18 protein-coding genes and 2 tRNA genes are annotated in these 19,505 nt (G+C 62.2%); 7 read left to right on the top strand and 13 right to left on the bottom strand.

Annotation, left to right across the window (positions count from 1 at the left end; all coding sequences use genetic code 11):
• The first annotated feature begins 108 nt into the window (after positions 1–108).
• A complete protein-coding gene (locus tag PQR27_RS15485; RefSeq protein ID WP_408524474.1) occupies positions 109–615 on the top strand; it encodes an acyl-CoA thioesterase in 507 nt (168 codons plus the stop codon).
• 117 nt (positions 616–732) lie between these two features.
• Here the strand turns inward: PQR27_RS15485 and fumC are convergent, their stop codons facing one another.
• The 4 genes from fumC to PQR27_RS15465 form a co-directional block, all read right to left on the bottom strand.
• Entirely contained in the window at positions 733–2,133 is a 1,401-nt protein-coding gene (gene fumC, locus PQR27_RS15480) for a class II fumarate hydratase (protein ID WP_408524473.1), read from the bottom strand.
• A gap of 15 nt (positions 2,134–2,148) precedes the next feature.
• Positions 2,149–3,867, bottom strand: a complete 1,719-nt coding sequence (locus PQR27_RS15475) for a phospholipase D family protein (protein ID WP_408524472.1) — start codon at positions 3,865–3,867, stop codon at positions 2,149–2,151.
• Between the two features lie 261 nt (positions 3,868–4,128).
• On the bottom strand, positions 4,129–5,541 hold the full coding sequence (locus tag PQR27_RS15470; protein WP_408524471.1) for an MATE family efflux transporter: 1,413 nt from the start codon (positions 5,539–5,541) through the stop codon (positions 4,129–4,131).
• 260 nt (positions 5,542–5,801) lie between these two features.
• A complete protein-coding gene (locus tag PQR27_RS15465; protein ID WP_011489423.1) occupies positions 5,802–6,020 on the bottom strand; it encodes an RNA-binding S4 domain-containing protein in 219 nt (72 codons plus the stop codon).
• Positions 6,021–6,314: 294 nt separating this feature from the next.
• Between PQR27_RS15465 and PQR27_RS15460 the strand changes: the two genes are divergently transcribed.
• The 3 genes from PQR27_RS15460 (at position 6,315) to PQR27_RS15450 (ending at position 9,550) form a co-directional block, all read left to right on the top strand.
• Positions 6,315–6,770 carry a hypothetical protein gene (locus tag PQR27_RS15460; protein WP_408524470.1) on the top strand — a complete coding sequence of 152 codons (456 nt, stop codon included), beginning with the start codon at positions 6,315–6,317 and terminating at the stop codon, positions 6,768–6,770.
• Between the two features lie 164 nt (positions 6,771–6,934).
• Positions 6,935–7,198, top strand: a complete 264-nt coding sequence (locus PQR27_RS15455) for a hypothetical protein (RefSeq protein ID WP_408524469.1) — start codon at positions 6,935–6,937, stop codon at positions 7,196–7,198.
• A 222-nt stretch (positions 7,199–7,420) separates the two neighbouring features.
• Entirely contained in the window at positions 7,421–9,550 is a 2,130-nt protein-coding gene (locus PQR27_RS15450) for an ATP-dependent helicase (RefSeq protein WP_408524468.1), read from the top strand.
• A gap of 90 nt (positions 9,551–9,640) precedes the next feature.
• On the opposite strand, the gene PQR27_RS15445 is transcribed toward PQR27_RS15450, so the two are convergent.
• The 9 genes from PQR27_RS15445 to fdxA all read right to left on the bottom strand — a co-directional run bounded on the left by PQR27_RS15445 (position 9,641) and on the right by fdxA (position 15,734).
• On the bottom strand, positions 9,641–10,411 hold the full coding sequence (locus PQR27_RS15445; RefSeq protein WP_408524467.1) for a DUF4088 family protein: 771 nt from the start codon (positions 10,409–10,411) through the stop codon (positions 9,641–9,643).
• A gap of 275 nt (positions 10,412–10,686) precedes the next feature.
• Positions 10,687–11,010 carry a branched-chain amino acid transport AzlD family protein gene (locus PQR27_RS15440; protein ID WP_408524466.1) on the bottom strand — a complete coding sequence of 108 codons (324 nt, stop codon included), beginning with the start codon at positions 11,008–11,010 and terminating at the stop codon, positions 10,687–10,689.
• Entirely contained in the window at positions 11,007–11,849 is an 843-nt protein-coding gene (locus tag PQR27_RS15435; protein ID WP_408524465.1) for an AzlC family ABC transporter permease, read from the bottom strand. Before PQR27_RS15435 ends, PQR27_RS15440 begins: the two co-directional genes overlap by 4 nt.
• A 220-nt stretch (positions 11,850–12,069) precedes the next feature.
• Entirely contained in the window at positions 12,070–12,909 is an 840-nt protein-coding gene (locus PQR27_RS15430; RefSeq protein ID WP_408524464.1) for a helix-turn-helix transcriptional regulator, read from the bottom strand.
• A 124-nt stretch (positions 12,910–13,033) separates the two neighbouring features.
• Positions 13,034–13,516 (bottom strand): CreA family protein, encoded by a 483-nt coding sequence (locus PQR27_RS15425; RefSeq protein ID WP_408524463.1) that lies wholly within the window; start codon positions 13,514–13,516, stop codon positions 13,034–13,036.
• 203 nt (positions 13,517–13,719) lie between these two features.
• Positions 13,720–14,538 carry a fimbrial protein gene (locus PQR27_RS15420; RefSeq protein ID WP_408524462.1) on the bottom strand — a complete coding sequence of 273 codons (819 nt, stop codon included), beginning with the start codon at positions 14,536–14,538 and terminating at the stop codon, positions 13,720–13,722.
• A 543-nt stretch (positions 14,539–15,081) separates the two neighbouring features.
• Positions 15,082–15,157: transfer RNA gene (locus tag PQR27_RS15415), tRNA-Asn, on the bottom strand.
• 62 nt (positions 15,158–15,219) lie between these two features.
• Positions 15,220–15,295, bottom strand: a tRNA-Asn gene (locus PQR27_RS15410).
• A 115-nt stretch (positions 15,296–15,410) separates the two neighbouring features.
• Positions 15,411–15,734 (bottom strand): ferredoxin FdxA, encoded by a 324-nt coding sequence (gene fdxA, locus PQR27_RS15405; RefSeq protein WP_325047648.1) that lies wholly within the window; start codon positions 15,732–15,734, stop codon positions 15,411–15,413.
• 280 nt (positions 15,735–16,014) lie between these two features.
• Between fdxA and pncB the strand changes: the two genes are divergently transcribed.
• From pncB to PQR27_RS15390, 3 genes are all read left to right on the top strand, one after another.
• Positions 16,015–17,211 (top strand): nicotinate phosphoribosyltransferase, encoded by a 1,197-nt coding sequence (gene pncB / locus PQR27_RS15400; RefSeq protein WP_408524461.1) that lies wholly within the window; start codon positions 16,015–16,017, stop codon positions 17,209–17,211.
• Positions 17,212–17,317: 106 nt separating this feature from the next.
• Complete coding sequence (locus PQR27_RS15395) at positions 17,318–17,980, top strand: LutC/YkgG family protein (protein ID WP_408524460.1); 663 nt, start codon at positions 17,318–17,320, stop codon at positions 17,978–17,980.
• A 76-nt stretch (positions 17,981–18,056) separates the two neighbouring features.
• Positions 18,057–19,487, top strand: coding sequence for a sodium:proton antiporter (locus tag PQR27_RS15390; RefSeq protein ID WP_408524459.1), 1,431 nt, complete (start codon positions 18,057–18,059; stop codon positions 19,485–19,487).
• Positions 19,488–19,505: the final 18 nt, after the last annotated feature.

Raw genomic sequence — 19,505 nt, 5'->3', positions numbered from 1 at the left:
AAATTTGTGCACTAACTCGAAGCGCGCGGCCTACGTAACGCGCGCCGCAGTCAATATTGCCCTCGTATAATCGGCTCCTTTCCATGCATGCGATCGACCGGAGTCAAGATGAGCACGCCTGCCTTATCGCCGTTGGACCGTTCCGAAACCACGTTCCGTTTTCTCGCCGAGCCCACCTCGGTCAACTTCGGCGGCAAGGTGCACGGCGGCGCCTTGATGAAGTGGATCGACGAGACCGCGTATGCGTGCTCGGCAGTGTGGTCGGGACGCTATTGCGTGACGGTTAGCGTGGGCAATATCCGCTTTCGCCGGCCGATTCTGGTCGGAAACCTGGTCGAATTGCGCGCGCGCATCGTGGCTACCGGCCGCACCAGCATGCACATTCACGTGTCGGTGCAGGCGGGCGATCCGAAGGGCGGCGAGTTGCTGCAAACCACCGATTGCCTCGTCGTGATGGTGGCGGTGAACGAGAACGGTCACCCGGTGCCGGTGCCTGCATTCGTGCCGGAGACGGACGAGCAGAAGCGCCTCGCCAAATATGCAATGGACGTGAAAGAAGCGCTCGACGCGATCGTCGAACTGAAGCCGGAAGAAGTGGCGCAAGGGAAGGTTTAACCCGCGCGGGCACGCGCGTCGCTGGTACTTTGTTGCACCGTCCGGCGGGCTGCGCGAAGTTCTGATTCGCGCGGCCCGTCGTTCAAATCAGGGCAGGCTAGCCGCTCATCCAACCGATTACCCCGCCGAATGCCCGACCATATCTTTCGGGCGCACCCATTCGTCAAACTGCTGCTCGCTGACAAAGCCGAGCGCGAGCGCCGCCGCCTTCAGGGTCGTGCCTTCCTTGTGCGCTTTCTTCGCGATCTTCGCCGCCTTGTCGTAGCCGATGTGCGGATTGAGCGCGGTCACCAGCATCAGCGATTCATTGAGCAGCGTATCGATGCGCTCGTGATTCGGCTCGATGCCGATCGCGCAGTTGTCGTTGAAGCTGTGCGCGCCATCGGCGAGCAGACGGATCGACTGCAGCACGTTGTGGGCGATCATCGGCCGGAATACGTTCAACTCGAAGTTGCCGCTTGCGCCGCCGATATTCACCGCGACGTCGTTGCCGAATACTTGCGCGCAGAGCATCGTCAACGCTTCGGACTGGGTCGGATTGACCTTGCCCGGCATGATCGAGCTGCCCGGTTCGTTCTCCGGAATCGATAATTCACCCAGGCCGCAACGCGGACCGCTCGCCAGCCAGCGGATGTCGTTGGCGATCTTGTTCAGGCTCGCCGCGACGGTTTTCAGCGCGCCATGCGCGAAAACCAGCGCATCGGCCGCGGCCATCACCTCGAATTTGTTCGGCGCCGAGACGAACGGCACGCCGGTCAGCTTGCCAATGGCCGCCGCGACCTTGTCCGCGAATTGCGGATGTGCGTTCAGACCGGTGCCGACCGCTGTGCCGCCCTGGGCGAGTTCATACAGATGCGGCAGCGCGGATTCGACATGGCGAATGCCGTGGTCGAGTTGCGCGACATAGCCTGAGAACTCCTGGCCGAGCGTGAGCGGCGTCGCGTCCTGCAGATGCGTGCGGCCGATCTTGACGATGTCGGCGAACGCTTTTGCCTTGCTGTCGAGCGTGCCGCGCAATGTCTTCAGTGCAGGCAGAAGATGCTTGACGATCGCGTAGGCCGTGGCCACATGCATGGCGGTCGGAAACACGTCATTCGACGACTGGCCGCGATTCACGTCGTCGTTCGGATGTACCTTGCGCGCCTCGCCGCGCTCGCCGCCGAGCAGCTCGCTTGCGCGATTTGCGATCACCTCGTTCAGGTTCATATTGGTCTGCGTGCCGGAGCCGGTTTGCCAGACCGCGAGCGGAAATTCGTTGGGGTGCTGGCCGTCGATGATCTCGTCGGCTGCCTGCATGATCGCCTTCGCTTTGCTTTCATCGAGCACGCCCAGACCCTGATTGACCTCGGCCGCCGAGCGCTTGATCACGGCCAGCGCGGTAATCAGTTCGGGCGACTGTTTCTCGGTCGAGATGCGGAAATTCTGCAGTGAGCGCTGAGTCTGCGCGCCCCATAGGCGAGCGTTCGGCACGGCGATTTCACCGAACGTATCGCGTTCCATTCGTACGTCGTCAGTCATGTTCCACTCCGCTTCTTAAAGTTCTGCGTTGACAGGCAATAGGGAGAATAGACCCGTTAGCGCATTCCGGTAAAAACCCGCTTGCGGGTCGAAGATATAGGTGCGCGGGGTGCCGTCTTCGACGTCGGTCCAGACGAGCGGCGAGAGCGGCGCACCGATCGAGCGCAGATACGCAAACTGTGCCGGATCGGCGAGTGTGACGCGATAGCTGACTTCCGGCTTCGTGGCGCGATCGAAGATCTGCGCGACCTGTTCGGCGAGCGGCGCGCTATGGATCACCAGTGCCAGTTCGGTATTCAGATTCGCCGAGCGCGGGTCGAGATTCATCGAACCGATCACCAGAATCCTGCGATTGATCACATAGGTTTTTGCGTGCAGGCTGGCACGCGAGCGGGAACCCGCGAAGCCCACGCGCGGCGTGTTCTGCTGCGGTTTGAATTCATACAATTCGACGCCCTGTTGCAGCAGCGGCACGCGAAACGGGCTGTAGCCTGCTTGCACGGCGACTGCATCGGTGGCGGCGAGCGAGTTGGTCAGGATCGCCACCCGCACGCCGCGCTGCGTCAGTTGGCCGAGCGCCTTGACGCCGGTTTCGTGCGGCACGAAGTAGGGCGAAACGATGAGGAAATCTTTCTGGGCGTCGTGCATCAGATCGACAAGGCGCTGCATGGGCGGACTGACGTAGTCTGGCGACGGATGTTCGATTTTCTCCGGGGCGTCCGCTTTGAATTCGGCCTGCGCCCAGGTCAGGCCGAGTTGATCGTTGGCGATTTGTGTGGCGAGCGGCGTGGCGTTCAGTGGCTTTGCGTTGTACGGATCGGCGTTGGTGCGCCAATGCTGGCGCAGGTCGTTGCGGGTCTGATCGAGCTCTTTCGCGTCGAACTTCTGCTTGTTCAGCACCCGCAATGGATAGGCGATGCTGCTGTTCCAGTAGTCGTCGAAACTGGCGGAGATGTCGGCGGTAATCGGGCCTGCGGCCAGCACATCGAGGTCGCGGAACTGCAGGGTTTCGCTTGCGCTGAAGTATTCGTCGCCGAGATTGCGACCGCCGACGATTGCCAGCTGGTTGTCCGCGATCATGGCCTTGTTGTGCATGCGGCGCGTGAAGTGGCCGATTTGCGTGAACAGGTTGGTAGTGCGTTCGAACATGCCTTCCTGCGCGCTGCCGAACGGATTGAAGACGCGGATTTCGATGTTGTCATGCGAGTTCAGGCCCGCCATGATCTGGTCGATGTCCTTGAAGTTCAGGTCGTCGACCAGCATGCGCACGCGCACGCCGTGATCGGCCGCGTAGAGGGCTGCGCCGAGCAGGAGTTTGCCGGTGGTGTCTTCGTTGGCGATGTAGTACTGCATGTCAAGCGTTTTTGTCGCCGCGCGGGCGAGGGCGATGCGCATTTGCAATGCGTCGGTGCCGCTTGATAGAACGCGGAAGCCGGACTGGTCTGGATGCGTGGTTTCTAGCGGCGCCAGGGCCGTGTGGAGCGGGGTTGTTTCGGTGGGGGGCAGCGCGTGGGTGGGCTGGCGCTCGAATGCTGTGGCGGGTGGTTTGCTCGCGCAGGCGGTTAAAAGTGCCGCTGCGCAGCATAGCAGGAAGAAATGTCTCGTTCTGCTGACTATGTGAGGGGGGGCTGGCCGCTGGGCGGGGTTGGTGTTTGCGTTTTTCTCGTTTTTCTCGTTGTTCTGGTTGTTGTTCTCATGCCCCGGCACGGTGGTCTCTCCCTGAGTGGCTCGCATGTGATGTTTGCGAAAACATTCTAAGGGGAATCAGGGATTTGGTTTTGCCTTTGATTTTGCCTTTTGCGGCGGCATTTCCTTGTGCCTACGGTGTTGGCCTTTCCTTGTTTTGTTATTGGTTTATTAGTGTTCCTGTGCGGGGGGGGGACGCTAAAAAAACCAGAAACAAAACAAGGAAAGGCCCAGGAAGCCAGACCAAGGAAAGGCCACCGTCATAGGCATACAGAGAATTCAAGATCAGTTGCGCGAGCAACAACCACATCATGTTGGGCGGGCGGGCGAAGCAGGAGCCCCAACCGGCACACGCCGCAAGCTCAGCTTATGAAACCGCAGCGTCATCAACATGGCCACGCTGGCAAGCCCAGCCGCGAGCCCCCACCAAAGACCGCGCGCACCAAGCCCAAAATGAAACGCCAGCGTATAACCAGTCGGAAAACCAATCACCCAATATCCAAATGAAGCGGCAATCATCGGCACCCGCGTGTCCTTCAACCCGCGCAAACACCCCGATCCAACCGTCTGCATCCCATCAACGATCTGAAAGATCGCAGCCACCCCAAGCAGCGAACTGGCGAGCGTAACCGTAGCCGCGTTGGCCGGGTCGTCGAGATGCAGATACAACCCCACGATCCAGTGCGGCGCGGCAATCAACACGATCCCCGACAGCGTCATGAAGCCAACGCCCAACGCCAGCGCAACGAATCCCGCGTGGCGCGCCGCCAGCGGCTGGCCGGCGCCGGACCAGAAACCCACCCGCACATTCGCCGCCTGGCCAATCGCGAGCGGCACCATGAACGCCACGGAGGCTACGTTCAACGCGATCTGATGCGCGGCCAGTTGCGACTCGCCCAGCAGGCCGACCATCAGGCCGGTTGCAAGGAACAGCGTCGATTCGACACCGTAGGTGATCGCCACGGGCCAGCCAATGCCAAACAGCTCGCCCATCAGCGGCACGTTCGGCCGCGTCGCGACGACGAAATGGCGATAGCGCGGCCGCAGATGCAGCAGCGCCATCAGCACCAGCGCGCTGAGCCAGACCGTGATCGACGTGGCGGCGGCCGATCCGAGAAAGCCCAGCCGCGGCAGGCCCCAGGCGCCGTGGATCAGCCCGTAGTTGAGAAAGCCGTTCACGCCCACGCTGGCAAGCGATACCCACAGGAGCCGCTTGGCCGCGCCGATCGCGGGCAGGAACGAGCGCATCAGGCCAACCCCGATCAGACTGCCGAGCGCGCCCCATCGCAGCACCGCCGCGTATTCGCCGACGTTGTGCGCGAGCAGGGCGGGCTCGCCGAATGCCAGCAGGATCGGCGTGGCGAACGACAGCAGGAAGAACGCCGGCACCGACAGCAGCACCGACAACACAAAGCCGGTCCAGTAGATGTGCGGCACGCGGCCCTCGTCCTGCGCACCGCGCGCATGCGACACGCTCACGCTGACGGAGGTCAGCACGCCTTGCAGCAGCGTGACGACGACGAAGAACAGGTTGGCACCGAGGCCGCCGGCCGCGAGCGAATCGGGGCCGAGCGAGCCGAGCAGGATCGTGTCGGTGACGGCCATCGCCATCTGCGAAAGTTGCGCGATGGCGAGCGGCGCGGCGAGCCGGGCCGTATCGGCGGCGTGGCGGGAAAGCGTCGGCGGCCGGGTGGCCACCCGGGAGAAGCCGGATTGAGTCATGGAGCGCTTTAAGTCGGAAGTGGCGACAGAGCGGCAACGGGAGCGAGTGGCACGGGCGGAGCGTCGACGGCGGCGCAATACAAAGCACCAGGAGCCACCGGAGCGTAGGGCGGGCTGTCAGCTAACTGCTTGTCTGTCGAAACTGACAGCTTATTGCCTGGGCGCGGCAATGTCGATGGACGAAGCACGATTCTGGTGCGTACCAGACTCCGAATTTCCGGAGTGCGCCGCAGCCGAAGCCTGGCGCGCTTCGGGGCGCATCACGCTTCGTGAACGGCGATCCGGGTGTCGCCGAGCAGCACCACCTGGCCCGCGCGGATCTTGCAGGTTTTACGCGTTTCGACCCGGCCGTCGACGGTCACCGCACCATCCGCGACCATCATTTTTGCCGAGCCGCCGCTGTCGGCGAGGCCCGTTATTTTCAGGAGATTGTGCAGTTCGACGTAGTCGCCGGTCAGTGTGAAATCGAGGTTGGGCATGGCGTTTGCACTTTCAGGCAAGGGGTTCGCATCATAAGCCAGAAGCTTGCCCTGGATGGAAGTGCGCGTGAGGGCGCAGACCGCGCTCCGGCAATCGCAGGCAGGCGTTATGTAGTTGTCAGAAAATGAAACGTTCCGTAACAGGGGTCGTTTATTGCGAACTTCACTCGTAAAGTGCGTGTCTGTAGGAAGACCTGCTGGATTTTTCCGGCAACGAGCAAACCGGGCGAGGCAGAGGACGATGCGCTGCCGGACAGAACGCCCGTGTCACAACAACCTTAGAGAGGATTAGCCATGACCCAGATTCGTTCGCTCCTGATCGGTACCGCCCTGACCGCTTTTGCCGCCAGTGCCGCGTTCGCGCAGACCGTGCAGCCGGCTGCCGGCATGTCCGGCCAGGCGCAGATCCAGGCCCAGGGCGCTGATGTCGCGCCTGCGGCCCCGGCCGCGCAAGGCGTGCAGCCGGTGACGCCGGCGCCGACGCGTCTGACGGCAGCCGGCTCGACCGATCCGCTGGTGCAGAAGCGCGACGCCGACGCGCAGGCCAACGCCGAATATCGCGCATCGAAAAAGGCGTCGAAGGCGCAGTTGAAGGAACAGCAGAAGGCCGCGAAGTCGCAATACAAGGAGCAGGTGAGCGACGCCAGGATCAACCAGAAGGCGGATAAGCAGACCGCCAACAACGAAATGAAGATGAACATGCAAGGTCAGGCAACTGATCAGGAAGCCGGCGCAGACGTGAAGCGCTAAGCGGCGGCGCATCGCCATGCGATGACAGGCCGGACGCGTGACAACACACCGTCCGGCCCGGTTCGACCGGTTTCATCGGTGGTTCCAGCCGGCATTGCGCGCGGCGCGTTTTGCCGCCTTGCACGCCGGCTCGTAGGCAGTATCCCGTTTCACGGAGGTATCGTATGAGCACCCATAAACTAATGATGACCAGGATTTACGCTGCGTTGATGGTCGGCTGTCTGTCGTCGGTCGCGTTCGCGCAGACCAGCGATCCGGCCGCGGCGCCCGTGACCCATGCCGACAAGAAGGCGGCCAAGGAACAGGCGAATGCGAACAAGAAGGCTGCCGTCGCGCAAGCCAAGGCCGATAAGAAGAAAACCGACGCCCAGGCCGACGCCGACAAGGCGAACGCCGACGCCAATCTGAAGGACGCGAAGAAACAGTAGCCCCAGGACGGAAGCAGGGCGCGCAAGCGGCCTGCTTTCATGCTTCGTGAAAAATAGCCCGGCGTGCACACGCGCCGGGCTATTTTTTTTCGTCGGCCCGGCGCATGCGAATGACGGGAGGAATGACGGCGCGGTGCCAAAAATGGGGCGCTTGTCGGCGATGGTTGTATGGATATACAGTATGCGTCGCCTGCTTCCAACTCTATCTGACGTCAATCCACTGTGCTCTCCGTCGCCGAATCTCCGCCGCCGTTCGATACCGCCGCCTGGCTGGCGAAGCTCAATGACGCGCAGCGTGAAGCCGTCGAATATGGCGCCGACAAGCCCCTGGAGCCGCCTGGCGCGCTGCTGGTGATCGCGGGAGCCGGCTCGGGCAAGACCAATACGCTGGCGCATCGGGTCGCCAATCTGGTGGTGCAGGGCGCCGACCCGCGCCGCATCCTGCTGTTGACGTTTTCGCGCCGCGCGGCGCTGGAAATGACCCGTCGTGTGACGCGTATCGCCGCCGCGGCGCTCGGCACGCGGGCGGCGCTGGCCCAGGGGCTGACGTGGTCAGGCACTTTCCACAGTGTCGGCGCGCGGCTCCTGCGGGAGTACGCGGATCTGATCGGTCTCGCGCCGGCGTTCACGATCAACGACCGCGAAGATTCGGCCGACCTGATGAATCTGGTTCGGCACGAACTCGGTTTGTCGGCGAAAGAGCGGCGCTTTCCGGCCAAGAGCACCTGTTTCGCGATCTATTCGCGCGCGGTGAACACGGGCGCGGCGCTGGCCGACGTGCTCAACGGCGCGTTCCCGTGGTGCCGCGAGTGGGAGGCCGATCTGCGCATGCTATTCGCGGCGTATGTGGAGGCCAAGCAGAAGCAGAGCGTGCTCGACTACGACGATCTGCTGCTTTACTGGTCGCATATGGCCGCCGAGCCTGCGATCGCGGCCGATCTGTCGGCGCGCTTCGATCATGTGCTGGTCGATGAATATCAGGACACTAACCGCCTGCAGGCGTCGATCCTGCTCGCACTGAAGCCGGACGGCCGCGGCCTGACCGTGGTCGGCGACGACGCCCAGTCGATCTATTCGTTTCGTGGCGCGACGGTGCGCAATATTCTGGATTTCCCGGCGCATTTCAATCCGCCGGCCAAACAGGTCACGCTCGAGCGTAACTACCGCTCAACCGGGCCGATTCTCGCCGCCTCGAACGCGGTGATCGAACTCGCCAGCGAGCGCTACACGAAGAACCTGTGGACCGATAAGGCATCGGCGCAGCGCCCACGCCTCGTGACAGTCGCCGATGAAGCGGATCAGGCCCGCTACATCGTCGAACAGGTGCTCGAAGCGCGCGAACAGGGTATGAAGCTCAAATCGCAGGCGGTGCTGTTTCGGGCCGCGCACCATAGCGCCGCGCTCGAAATCGAGCTGACCCGGCGCAATATTCCGTTCGTGAAATTCGGCGGCCTGAAATTTCTCGACTCGGTGCATGTCAAGGACGTGCTTGCAGTGCTGCGCTGGGCGGAGAATCCGCGCGACCGCGTCGCCGGTTTTCGGGTGGTGCAACTGTTGCCGGGTGTCGGTCCAGCAACCGCGGCAAAGGTGCTCGACGAGGTCGTGGCCCGCGCGGGCGCCGGCAATCCGGCCGACACTGCCGGTGGCGCGCTGGCGGCGTTCGCGCCGCCCGCACGCGCACAGGAAGACTGGCATCCGTTCGTCAGACTGATGTCGAGCGTGTACGGCCGGCAAACGCCCTGGCCGGCCGAGTTCGAGATGGTGCGGCGCTGGTACGAGCCGCATCTCGAGCGCAATCACGAAGACGCGGCAATCCGTCATGCGGACGTACTGCAGATGGAAAGCATCGCCGGCACGTATGCGTCGCGCGAGCGCTTCCTGACAGAACTGACGCTCGACCCGCCCGATGCCACCAGCGACGAATCCGGCGTGCCTCTGATCGACGAGGACTACCTGATCCTGTCCACGATCCATTCGGCGAAAGGGCAGGAGTGGCGCAATGTGTTCGTGCTGAACGGCGTGGACGGTTGCATCCCGTCCGACCTCGGCACCGGCAGCGAAGCGGAAATCGACGAGGAGCGGCGGCTGTTATACGTGGCTATGACGCGCGCGAAGGAGGATCTGCATATTGTCGTGCCGCAACGTTTTTACGTGCACAACCAGACCCACATGGGCGACCGTCACGTGTGGGCATCGCGTACGCGCTTTATTCCGGCGCATCTGATGCCCTTGTTCGACGCTTATGCGTGGCCGCGCGTGCCGGTGGCGAGCGCGCCCAGCGCGGCCGGGCTCGCCGCAGCGGCGCAGGCGAAGATCGAGATTGGGGCGAAGCTCAGGAAGATGTGGGACTGAGGGCGCGGCGGCGGGTTGGAATGCGGCTGGAATGTTAGCAGGCCACACTCGCCACCGCGGCAACCGCCCCTCGGGGGCTGCCAGCGGCGGTTAGCGCGAGTGCCGTTGCTGCTGCTGTTGCGGCACCGGGCGCGGCGGCACGAAGAAATTACGTAGCCACGCAGCGAGCCGCGAGAACACGTCATACGGCTCTTCCACGAAAATTTCCGGCTTCAGCAAGCGCAGGTATTCCATGATCTGCTGCGCTTCCTGCTTCTGGAACGAGCCGTGCGAAATGCCCAGGCGCAGGAGCCCGCGCAGTTCGCCGAGTTTTTCGCGCGCCGTGCTGCCCACGCCGGTTTCGCACGCCACTTTGGCTTCGTACACGCGTTGTCGCAACGATTCCACCAGCCGCCAGGCCGGCGTTTGCATGATTTCCTCGAGCGCCTGGATGTCCTGCGCGGCGCTCTTGATCTGCGCCGCGAGCGGATCGACCAGCACCGCATCGCCTTCCGCTTCCTTGACGATGGCCGCCGCCCAGTCGCGGCACTGCTTGGCGAGCTCTTCAGGCGTCCATTCCGAACGTGCGGCAAAGCCGAAGCCGAACTCGCCCGCCTGGCGCATCAGAATCGCCACCACGTCCGGGAATTCCTTGTCCAGCGTACGTTTGGCCCACGCGTATTGGCCACCCTGCAGCATCCGCTGAACGGCGTGTTCGGTCAGCGGAACCATGTTGTCCAGCAGCTTGGCGCGCAAAAAATCCTCAAACGACGGCGTCGCGAACTGCGGATCGAGCTTCAGCGATACCCGCAGAAAAGCGTCGAAATCCTTGCGCAGTGTCGCGATGGTCTCGTCTTTGAGCGTGAGGGTGATTTGACCCATGTGTTATCCCGTTTGGTCCTGCCGCGCGGCATTGTCGTGTCGTCCGTTGGTACACGGACCGTGTGTGACGCGACGCCCATGCCGGCGCGGTTGATTCCTGCTTGTTGCCGCATAACCAGCGGGACGTATCCCGACGAGCGGACCTCGACTTCATATCGGCGGATTCAACGGAAACTTAAGGGCACGCGGGAGATTGGCGGTGGTTTAGAGGGGGGAGTCAGCGCGGCCACGCTACGCGTCCGGCAGTGGCCGCACAGGAAATACGCCGTTTTTTCTTATTTGAGCACGACGCATTGCCAGACAAAAAAGACCGCCAGACCGACTGCGATGGTCAGAAGTGGCCGCCGCGTCAGCGCGCTGACCGCGACGGCGGCCAACGCTCCGACCAGTTGCGGGTTGCGCCAGGTCAATTCAGCGTGGGTGCCGTGCGGCGAGACCGCCATCGGCACGATGATTGCGGTCAGCACGGTAACGGGCACGAAGCCGAGCGCGGTGCGCACGAGCGGCGGAAACACCAGCCGGTCGCCGAGCACGAAGACGGCGGCGCGGATGATCCACGTGATTGCCGCCATGCCGAGAATCAGGACGACATAGTTCATCGTGACGCCCCCGCGGTTTTATGCCCGCTCTCCTGAGCAGATTTGTGCGCGGGTTTTTGCGCGGTTTTTTGATCGCGCCGCGTGCCTGGCCGCAGGCGCGGCACTGACAGCAAGACACCGACTGCGACGCCGGCGAACACCGCGCCGAGCAGGCCGAGCTTGTACGGCCACGCCTGCCAGAAGAACGCCAGCGCACCCGCGGTGACGGCCGCCGCGATATAGCGCAGCGCGACGAGTTGCGGCACGACGATCGCAATGAAGGTGGCGACCATCGCGAAATCGAGTCCTAGCGACTGCAGACCCGGAAAAGCGGCGCCGAACAGCAGGCCGGCGACGGTCCAGATCTGCCAGTTCAGGTACATGGCAAGGCCCGCGCCGAAGAAGTAGTGCGGGCTGACCGTGCCGGGCTCCCGATGCCGGTAGTGCTCCCAGGCGACCGCGAAGACTTCATCGGTGAGTAACGCGCCGAGCGCCCAGCGCCAACGTGCCGACAGGTGCGCGACATGCGGCGCGAGGGTCGCGCTGTACAGCACGTGACGCAGGTTGACGACGAGGGTGGTCGCCCAGATCACGGCAAAACTCGCGTGGCCGGCGATCAGTCCCAAGGCGATGAATTGCGCTGAACCGGCGAACACGAGGAGCGACATGAGCTGCCCGTGCCACAGATGCAGCGGGCCGGACGCAACCAGGGTGCCGAAGATCACGCCGAAGGGCGCCGCGCCGACCATCATCGGGATGATGTCGCGCGCGCCGGCGGTGAATTCTTTTAAGTGGCCTGGGCTCGAGGGCCGGCCGGGGTTGGGGTGGGTCAAGCTTGCCTCCTTGATTCCGGGAAGCATAGCGGGCGGCGATCGGCGCGGCTTGTACATTCTTGCTGTGATGCGCGGGGCGCTGCGGAGGACGGTTCCTGGCTAACCGGATGGTTCCCATGCGCGAGGGGGACGGAGGGCCTCACCGATTGGAAGGGACTGTGTGAAAGTCACAGCACGCTGACGAGCTTTGAACACGGCAAGATACTGGCCGACGGCCCGCAAGATGCGCATAGCTCAGCCGATATCGTCAAATGGCTCGCGGACTGCCTTGCCAGCGTCCCGGCGGCACGCCGAACATGCGTCGGAAATGTCGCGTGAAATGACTTTGATCCGTGAAACCGCTTGCAGCGGCGACATCTGTCACGGAGACACCCGCGCGCAATGGTGCGAGCGAGCGTTGCAGGCGTACCTGGTTGCGCCACGCGTGCGGCGGTAGGCCGGTAGCCTGGTTGAAAAGACGAGCGGCGTGAAAGGGCGACAGCCCCGCTGCCCGCGCGACATCGGCCAGCGTGACCGCTTCGGCCAGATCGCCAGTCAGGCGCTCTTGCATGGTCGCGACGCGGGCGTCGTCAGTAGCCAGGCGCGACGGTTCCGGTTGCGTCTGCGAATAGCGGGCCAGCAAGGTGGACAACGCGTCGAGCATGGCAGCCTCGGCGGCGAGAGGATCGTCGCCGGCTTCCAGCAGACGGTGCGCGTGCGCCAGTCGCCGCGCCAGATCGGGATCGCGGATCACGCCCGGCGCGAACCACGGTAATGCCCGCGGCTTGCCGACGATCTCATTGGCGAGTTCGTGGATGAAATCCACCGGCGCGTACATCACGCGATACCGCCAGCCTGCCTCGACGGCCCTGGAGCCCGTGTGCAGCTCGCCGGGATTGATGATCGGCACGCTGCCCGCTTCAGCGACGTAGTCCGAGCCGCGATACCGATAGCCCTCCGCGCCCGCGACGATCACCGGAATCGTGTAGGCGTCGTGCCAATGCGGCGTGAACTCATGGTCGTGATATTCGGCCGTGAGCAGGTCCGCGCCGGGTAAAAGTGGCGTACGCCAATAGCGGGCGGAATCCTGGAAGCGATGGGCAGTCATGATGAAAGTCTGGCGGTCTGGCGCTCCGGCATGGCTGGTCAGTGTAACGCGCTGTCGCTGCTTCCGGTGCCGTTACTCCTACCGTTCATGCCTTTGGCCGGTGCGTTTTGCCGTAGGGCGATGATCACTTGACCGGGATCGTCGTGCCGGCCGGCACTGGCACGGCGCTCACGCTGTTTTTCGCGCTGCCGCTGACGACGCGGTCGCTGTAGGTCATGTACACCAGCGTGTTGCGCTTTGCGTCGACCACCCGCACCACATGCAGCGATTTGAAGATCAGCGACATGCTCACGGAGAACACGTCGGCCTGCTTCTTCACCGGTCCGGTGAAATTGATCGCGCCAACCTGACGGCAGGCGATCGACGCTTCGGTCGGATCTTCGGCAATGCCGAGTGTGCCCTTGACGCCGCCGGTGCGCGCCCGCGACACGTAGCAGGTCACGCCTTGGACAAGCGGATCGTCATAGGCTTCAACGACCACACGGTCAGAGCCTGTGATGCGGAAGTTGGTATTGACGCTGCCGACTTCTTCGCTGTGTGCGCAAGGCAGCAGCAGGACGCTGGCGGCAGTCGCGAGCGAGACACGCATTAACAGGGTGGATTTCATGGGATCGCCCAAAAACTCCCATGCTATATCGGCTAGCGCTTTATTTTTTGGATGAGCGCTGGCCGCGACTTAATTATTTGCGCATTTCGCGTTATTGGTTTGGAAAAATCCATGTCCCTGGCTCTGCTTTCGGTTTGACTTATGGCACAGGGGCAACCTGGCGAGGGGGATTGTGCGGGCCGCCGTAGGTACGGGCTTCGCGCTTAGTTGTAATTCATCGTGAAGGTCGCCAGGGCCGTGAGGGTGCCGGGCGTTAACACCGCGCCTGTCTGGATGTAACGCGCCATCAGAGGGACGTTTTGGGTTCCCGAGCGCGTGCCGAGTGAAACGTTGCTGGTACTCGGCGTGTTGCTGGTAGTGTAAGTGTAGTTTGCGGGGCCAAAAGAAATCGGCGTCATCTGATACAGCAACTGGACGCCAAGGCCTGCCGCGGAGGAGCCCGAGGCCAGCGTCAACGCGTTGGTCTGGTTCGACGGCGTCGTGGCGTCCATCAGGCTAATGGCGGGTTTGGCATTGGCATCGCATTGAAGTCCCAGATTCAGCATGGTCGTGCCCGCGTACGTGCCGACACCTTGAAAAGCGGAGCCTGATACGGTGGGCAGCGCAACGGCGATGTTTGTCGTGGTGACCGAGCAACTGGGGACTGAGTTGTTAAGGATCGTGTATTTGAAGTTGATGGTACTGGGCCCTCCTGACCCATTAGCCCATTCCCTGTAGGGGGCATGGGCCCAAGCAGAGAATCCGAACGAGCCTGGGGTTGCCGTGCCGGTCTTGACCAGCTCGAAACGACCCTGCAACACGTTTGAGCCTATCTGCGAAGGTCCCATGTCATACGTGCCAGTCGTGCCCTGGTAATAGATCGGCACCATGACGTTGCCTGCAGCGTTGCGCATTCGGAATCCCACGCCGGCTCCCATTCCGCTGGTGGTGTAGACGTCCGAATAACTTGGGACCAAGGTGATTGCTGCGGCAGGGTTGGTCGTGATATTCCAATTGACGCCTGGGTTTACTGTGCAGGTCACCGGAATCGCAAAGGCCGCGCTCGCCCCTGGGATAGGTTGTCCAGCAGGGAGGTTAGCGGGAACGCTAACGGCTGGAAGGTTGATGGTAAGAGGCATCGGGCCGGAGCAATCGTTATCTCGTGCAAATGCATATGCCGATGTGCACGCTATGGCAACGAGCAACGCTTTCCTGAAGCCACGAGATAGAGGCTGAGACATGATTCGAACCTTTTAATCTTGAGGCGTCCCTCAGCGGCACGAGACGGCGTTCCGGGAGGGATTTTGGTGTGGACATTGTCTGGCGGTGGGGAGCCGCGAGCCATCAGAGGATTCTGAAAGTAGTCAGATAATCCCTACTCATGCTTGCGCAGGTAGACCTTGCCAGGTGCGTTGCGACGACAGGTGTTTGAGGATGAGCAGACTTGCCGCCGTAGGTCCGATCGACCTCACCGGGATGAATGACGCGTTGCATACGCTCGCCGTGACGGAAAGCGTGATTACGCCGTTATCGGAATGGCGTCGCCAAAACAAAAAGGCCCGCACGGATGCGGGCCTTTCAAATTTTGGCTCCTCGACCTGGGCTCGAACCAGGGACCTACGGATTAACAGTCCGGCGCTCTACCGACTGAGCTATCGAGGAACAGCAGTACAACTTGATCTACATAAAAAAGCCCGTCTTGGTTAACGGGCTTTTGCAATTCTTGGCTCCTCGACCTGGGCTCGAACCAGGGACCTACGGATTAACAGTCCGGCGCTCTACCAACTGAGCTATCGAGGAACAGAACAACAACAGCAGAGAAGCGAAATTGTAGGAGGAGGTCAACCGCCTGTCAATACCCCTCGTGCATCTCTATTTAATCCGAATGCAACGCCGGTACCCAGGCCGCGCCGCTTCAGCGAGCGAGCAGGGCCAGCTTTTCCTTCACGTCCTTGAATTCGTCGGCTTCCGGCAGCGGCGCCTTGGTCTTGGTGATGCTGGGCCAGTTCTTCGCCAGATCGGCATTCAGTTCGGTGAAATGCTGCTGGTCGCCCGGCACGTCTTCTTCGGCATAGATGGCGTTCACCGGGCATTCGGCGACGCACACAGCGCAGTCGATGCATTCATCGGGGTCGATCGCGAGGAAGTTGGGACCTTCGCGAAAGCAGTCCACCGGGCACACATCGACACAGTCGGTATAGCGGCACTTGATGCAGCTTTCGGTCACAACGTGAGTCATTCAGGCAGCTCCTGCATGCGGTATCTGGGAAGGCGAAAACGCCAAAAGCGCTATTGTAACGTAGCGTCAAGAGCCGCGTGTTGTGGCGGCCCGCCCGGTTTATATGTTTTCGTGATTAGTTTATGGCCCACGACGCAGGCGGCCGGCGGCGCGCTGAAGCCGCGCGCATTCGGGTAACATGCGTCAGGTCGGCGCGCACGGGGCGCGTCGCACGCGCATGGGTGAGTCGGGCCTTCCGTGTCAGGCCTTCCGTTTTTCCTGCAGTCCAGTTCGCGCCATCATGATTATTACTTCGCTGCTCGACACCGATCTGTACAAGTTCACGATGATGCAAGTGGTGTTGCATCACTTTCCCGCGGCGAACGTGGCGTACCGATTCCGCTGCCGCACGCCCAATGTCGATCTCGTGCCGTACATTGGCGAGATTCGCGATGAAGTGCGCAAGCTGTGCGAGCTGCGCTTCACCGACGACGAGCTCGACTACCTGCGGCGCATGCGTTTCATCAAGGGCGATTTCATCGAATTTCTCGCGCTGTTCCATCTGAGCGAGAAATACATCTCGATCGAGCCGTCGCCCAAGGGCAATGGCGAAATCGACATCGAGATCAAGGGGCCATGGCTGCATACGATCCTGTTCGAGATCCCGATGCTTGCGATCGTCAACGAGGTCTACTTCCGCAATACCCAGCAAAGCCCGGACTACAGCGAAGGGCGCGGCCGCCTCGTCGAGAAGATCAAGCTGCTGGGCGCGCGCCCGGAATTCGCCGACTGCAAGATCGCCGACTACGGCACCCGCCGCCGCTTCTCGAAGCAGTGGCACGAAGAGGTCATTCTCACGCTCAAAGACGGACTGGGCGAGCAATTTGCCGGCACCAGCAACGTCTTTTATGCCATGAAGCACAGCCTCACGCCGCTCGGCACGATGGCGCATGAATACCTGCAGGCGTGTCAGGCACTTGGGCCGCGGCTGCGTGATTCGCAGATCTTCGGCTTCGAAATGTGGGCGAAGGAATATCGCGGCGACCTCGGTATTGCGCTGTCCGACGTGTATGGCATGGAAGCCTTCCTGCGCGACTTCGACATGTACTTCTGCAAGCTGTTCGATGGCGCGCGCCATGATTCCGGCGATCCGTTCGACTGGGGCGAGCGTCTGCTCAAACACTACGAAGCGAACCGCTGCGACCCGCGCACCAAGGTCCTTGTGTTCTCCGACGCGCTCGACATCCCCAAGGTGTTGCAACTGTACGAGCGTTTCCGTGGCCGCTGCAAGCTGGCATTCGGCGTAGGAACCAATCTGACAAACGATCTCGGCTACAACCCGCTGCAGATCGTCATCAAGATGGTTCGTTGCAACGGGCAGCCGGTGGCGAAACTGTCGGATTCGCCGGGCAAAAACATGTGCGAAGACAAGGCGTATCTCGCCTATTTGCGGCAGGTGTTCGGCATTGCGCAACCCGACGAAGAGGCCGCAAAGTAGCGCCTCAGATGCGCGTCGCATGGCCGTTCGGCCAGGGTGTTCGCGCGCGGGGCGGCCGGTATAATCCTCGTCATATCGCACGGCTGTCGACACGAGGATTTCGCATATGGATACATCGATTGCCCGCCGCAACATTCTGGCGCGTATCCGCGCAGCGCAAGGGCGCGAGCCTGAGCCGGCCGCATCCGAGCGCGAGGCTGCCGCGGACTATCTGGCGCGCCATCCCGCTGGCCCGCGTCCGCCAATCCCGGCCGAGCTGACCGCGCGCTTCATTGAAGAAGCGCAGAAAATGGCGACCACGGTCGATACGGTCGAATCGCTGGGCGACGTGCCCGCCGCCGCGCATCGCTACCTCACTCAACACGCTTTACCCGTGCAGGCGATTGCCTGGCAAACGCTGCAAGATCTGCCATGGGCCGCAGCCGGCCTCACGGTCGAATTCCGCAAGCCGGTAGACGGCGACGTGGTTGGCTTCACCGGCTGCTTCTGCGCAACGGCGGAGACCGGCACGCTCGTGTTGTTGTCCGGACCGGAAACTTACGCGTCCGCGGGCTTGCTGCCGGAAACGCATATTGCGATTGTGCCGGCTTCGCGGATCGTTGCAGGACATGAAGAAGCGTTCGGCCTGATCCGCAGCGAGCGCGGCGAGCTTCCGCGTGCGGTCAATTTCGTTTCCGGGCCGTCGCGCACCGGCGATATCGAACAGACCATCGTGCTTGGCGCGCATGGACCGTATCGGGTGCACGTGATCCTCGTACTTGGCGCGTGAGTTGGGCAGGCGTCTGCCTCTTGCGCCGCGCGACTTTGCGTGTGCTGTCGCCCGCAATAACAAGGACTTCAATAATATGAAACGACATGCCGGATGGGCGAGCATGGCGCTTGCCGCTGCACTGACGCTCGCGGTCTGGCCCGAACTGGCGTCGGCGGCAACGCTCGACGGCGCGACCTTGCCGGCGCTATGGGGCTTGCCGTTTGCGGGCGTATTGCTGTCGATCGCGGTGTTTCCGCTGATCGCGCCGGCGTTCTGGCATCACCATTTCGGCAAGATCGCGGCAGCGTGGGCGCTCCTGTTTCTGGTGCCGTTCGCGCTGACATTCGGTACGGGCGTCGCCTTCGGCACGCTGGTGCATGCACTGCTTGAGGAATACATTCCGTTCATTGTCTTGCTGACCGCGCTTTACACGGTGGCCGGCGGCATCTGCGTGCGTAGCAATCTGCACGGCACGCCGCGCCTTAACACCGCGATTATTGCGTTCGGCACGCTATTGGCGAGCATCATGGGCACGACCGGCGCTGCGATGCTATTGATCCGCCCGCTGCTGCGCGCCAACGACAATCGCAAGCATGTCGTGCATATCGTTGTGTTCTTCATCTTTCTGGTGGCGAACGCGGGCGGTTCGCTTTCGCCGCTCGGCGACCCACCGCTCTTTCTCGGTTTCTTGCAAGGCGTCAGTTTCTTCTGGACTACCACGCATCTCGCATTGCCGATGCTGTTCGTGTGTGGCGTGCTGCTGGTGGTTTTTTTCGCGCTCGACTCGTACTATTTTCATCGCCGTGAGGAGGCGCGCCCTCGTGCTCTCGACCCCACGCCCGATTCACCGGCCTTTAGCGTCGAGGGTAAAGTCAATTTTCTGCTGCTCGCCGCGGTGATTGCGCTGGTGCTGATGAGCGGGCTCTGGAAGCCGGGTATCGAGTTCGATGTGTTCGGCACCCATGTCGCCTTACAGAATGCCGTGCGCGATATCGCGCTGATCGGCGTCACCTTGCTTTCGCTGGTCTTGACGCCGCGCCCGGCGCGCGAGGGTAATGACTTCAACTGGGCGCCGATTGAAGAGGTCGCCAAACTGTTCGCCGGCATCTTCGTGACGATCGCGCCGGTCATCATGATTCTGCGCGCCGGCGAGGCGGGTGCGTTCGCGGGTATCGTTCATCTTGTCAACGACGCCTCGGGCCAACCGCACGACGCGATGTACTTCTGGGCGACCGGCCTGTTATCTTCGTTTCTCGACAATGCGCCAACCTACCTGGTGTTTTTCAACCTGGCCGGCGGCGACGCGCAGGCCCTCATGACCACCGGCGCCACCACGCTCGCCGCGATCTCGGCCGGCGCGGTATTCATGGGCGCGAACACGTATATCGGCAACGCGCCGAACTTCATGGTGAAAGCGATAGCGGAATCGCGCGGCGTTCGCATGCCGAGTTTTTTCGCGTATCTCGGTTGGTCGGTCGTGGTGCTGATGCCGCTTTTTCTCGTCACCGGCTGGCTCTTTTTTTGATGCTGATTTTTGACGCCG

It is taken from the genome of Paraburkholderia fungorum (assembly GCF_046027215.1).
GTDB classification, from domain to species: Bacteria; Pseudomonadota; Gammaproteobacteria; order Burkholderiales; family Burkholderiaceae; genus Paraburkholderia; species Paraburkholderia fungorum_D.
The sequence above is the reverse complement of the archived record's forward strand: the minus strand, read 5'-3'. Positions and strand labels throughout refer to the sequence as shown.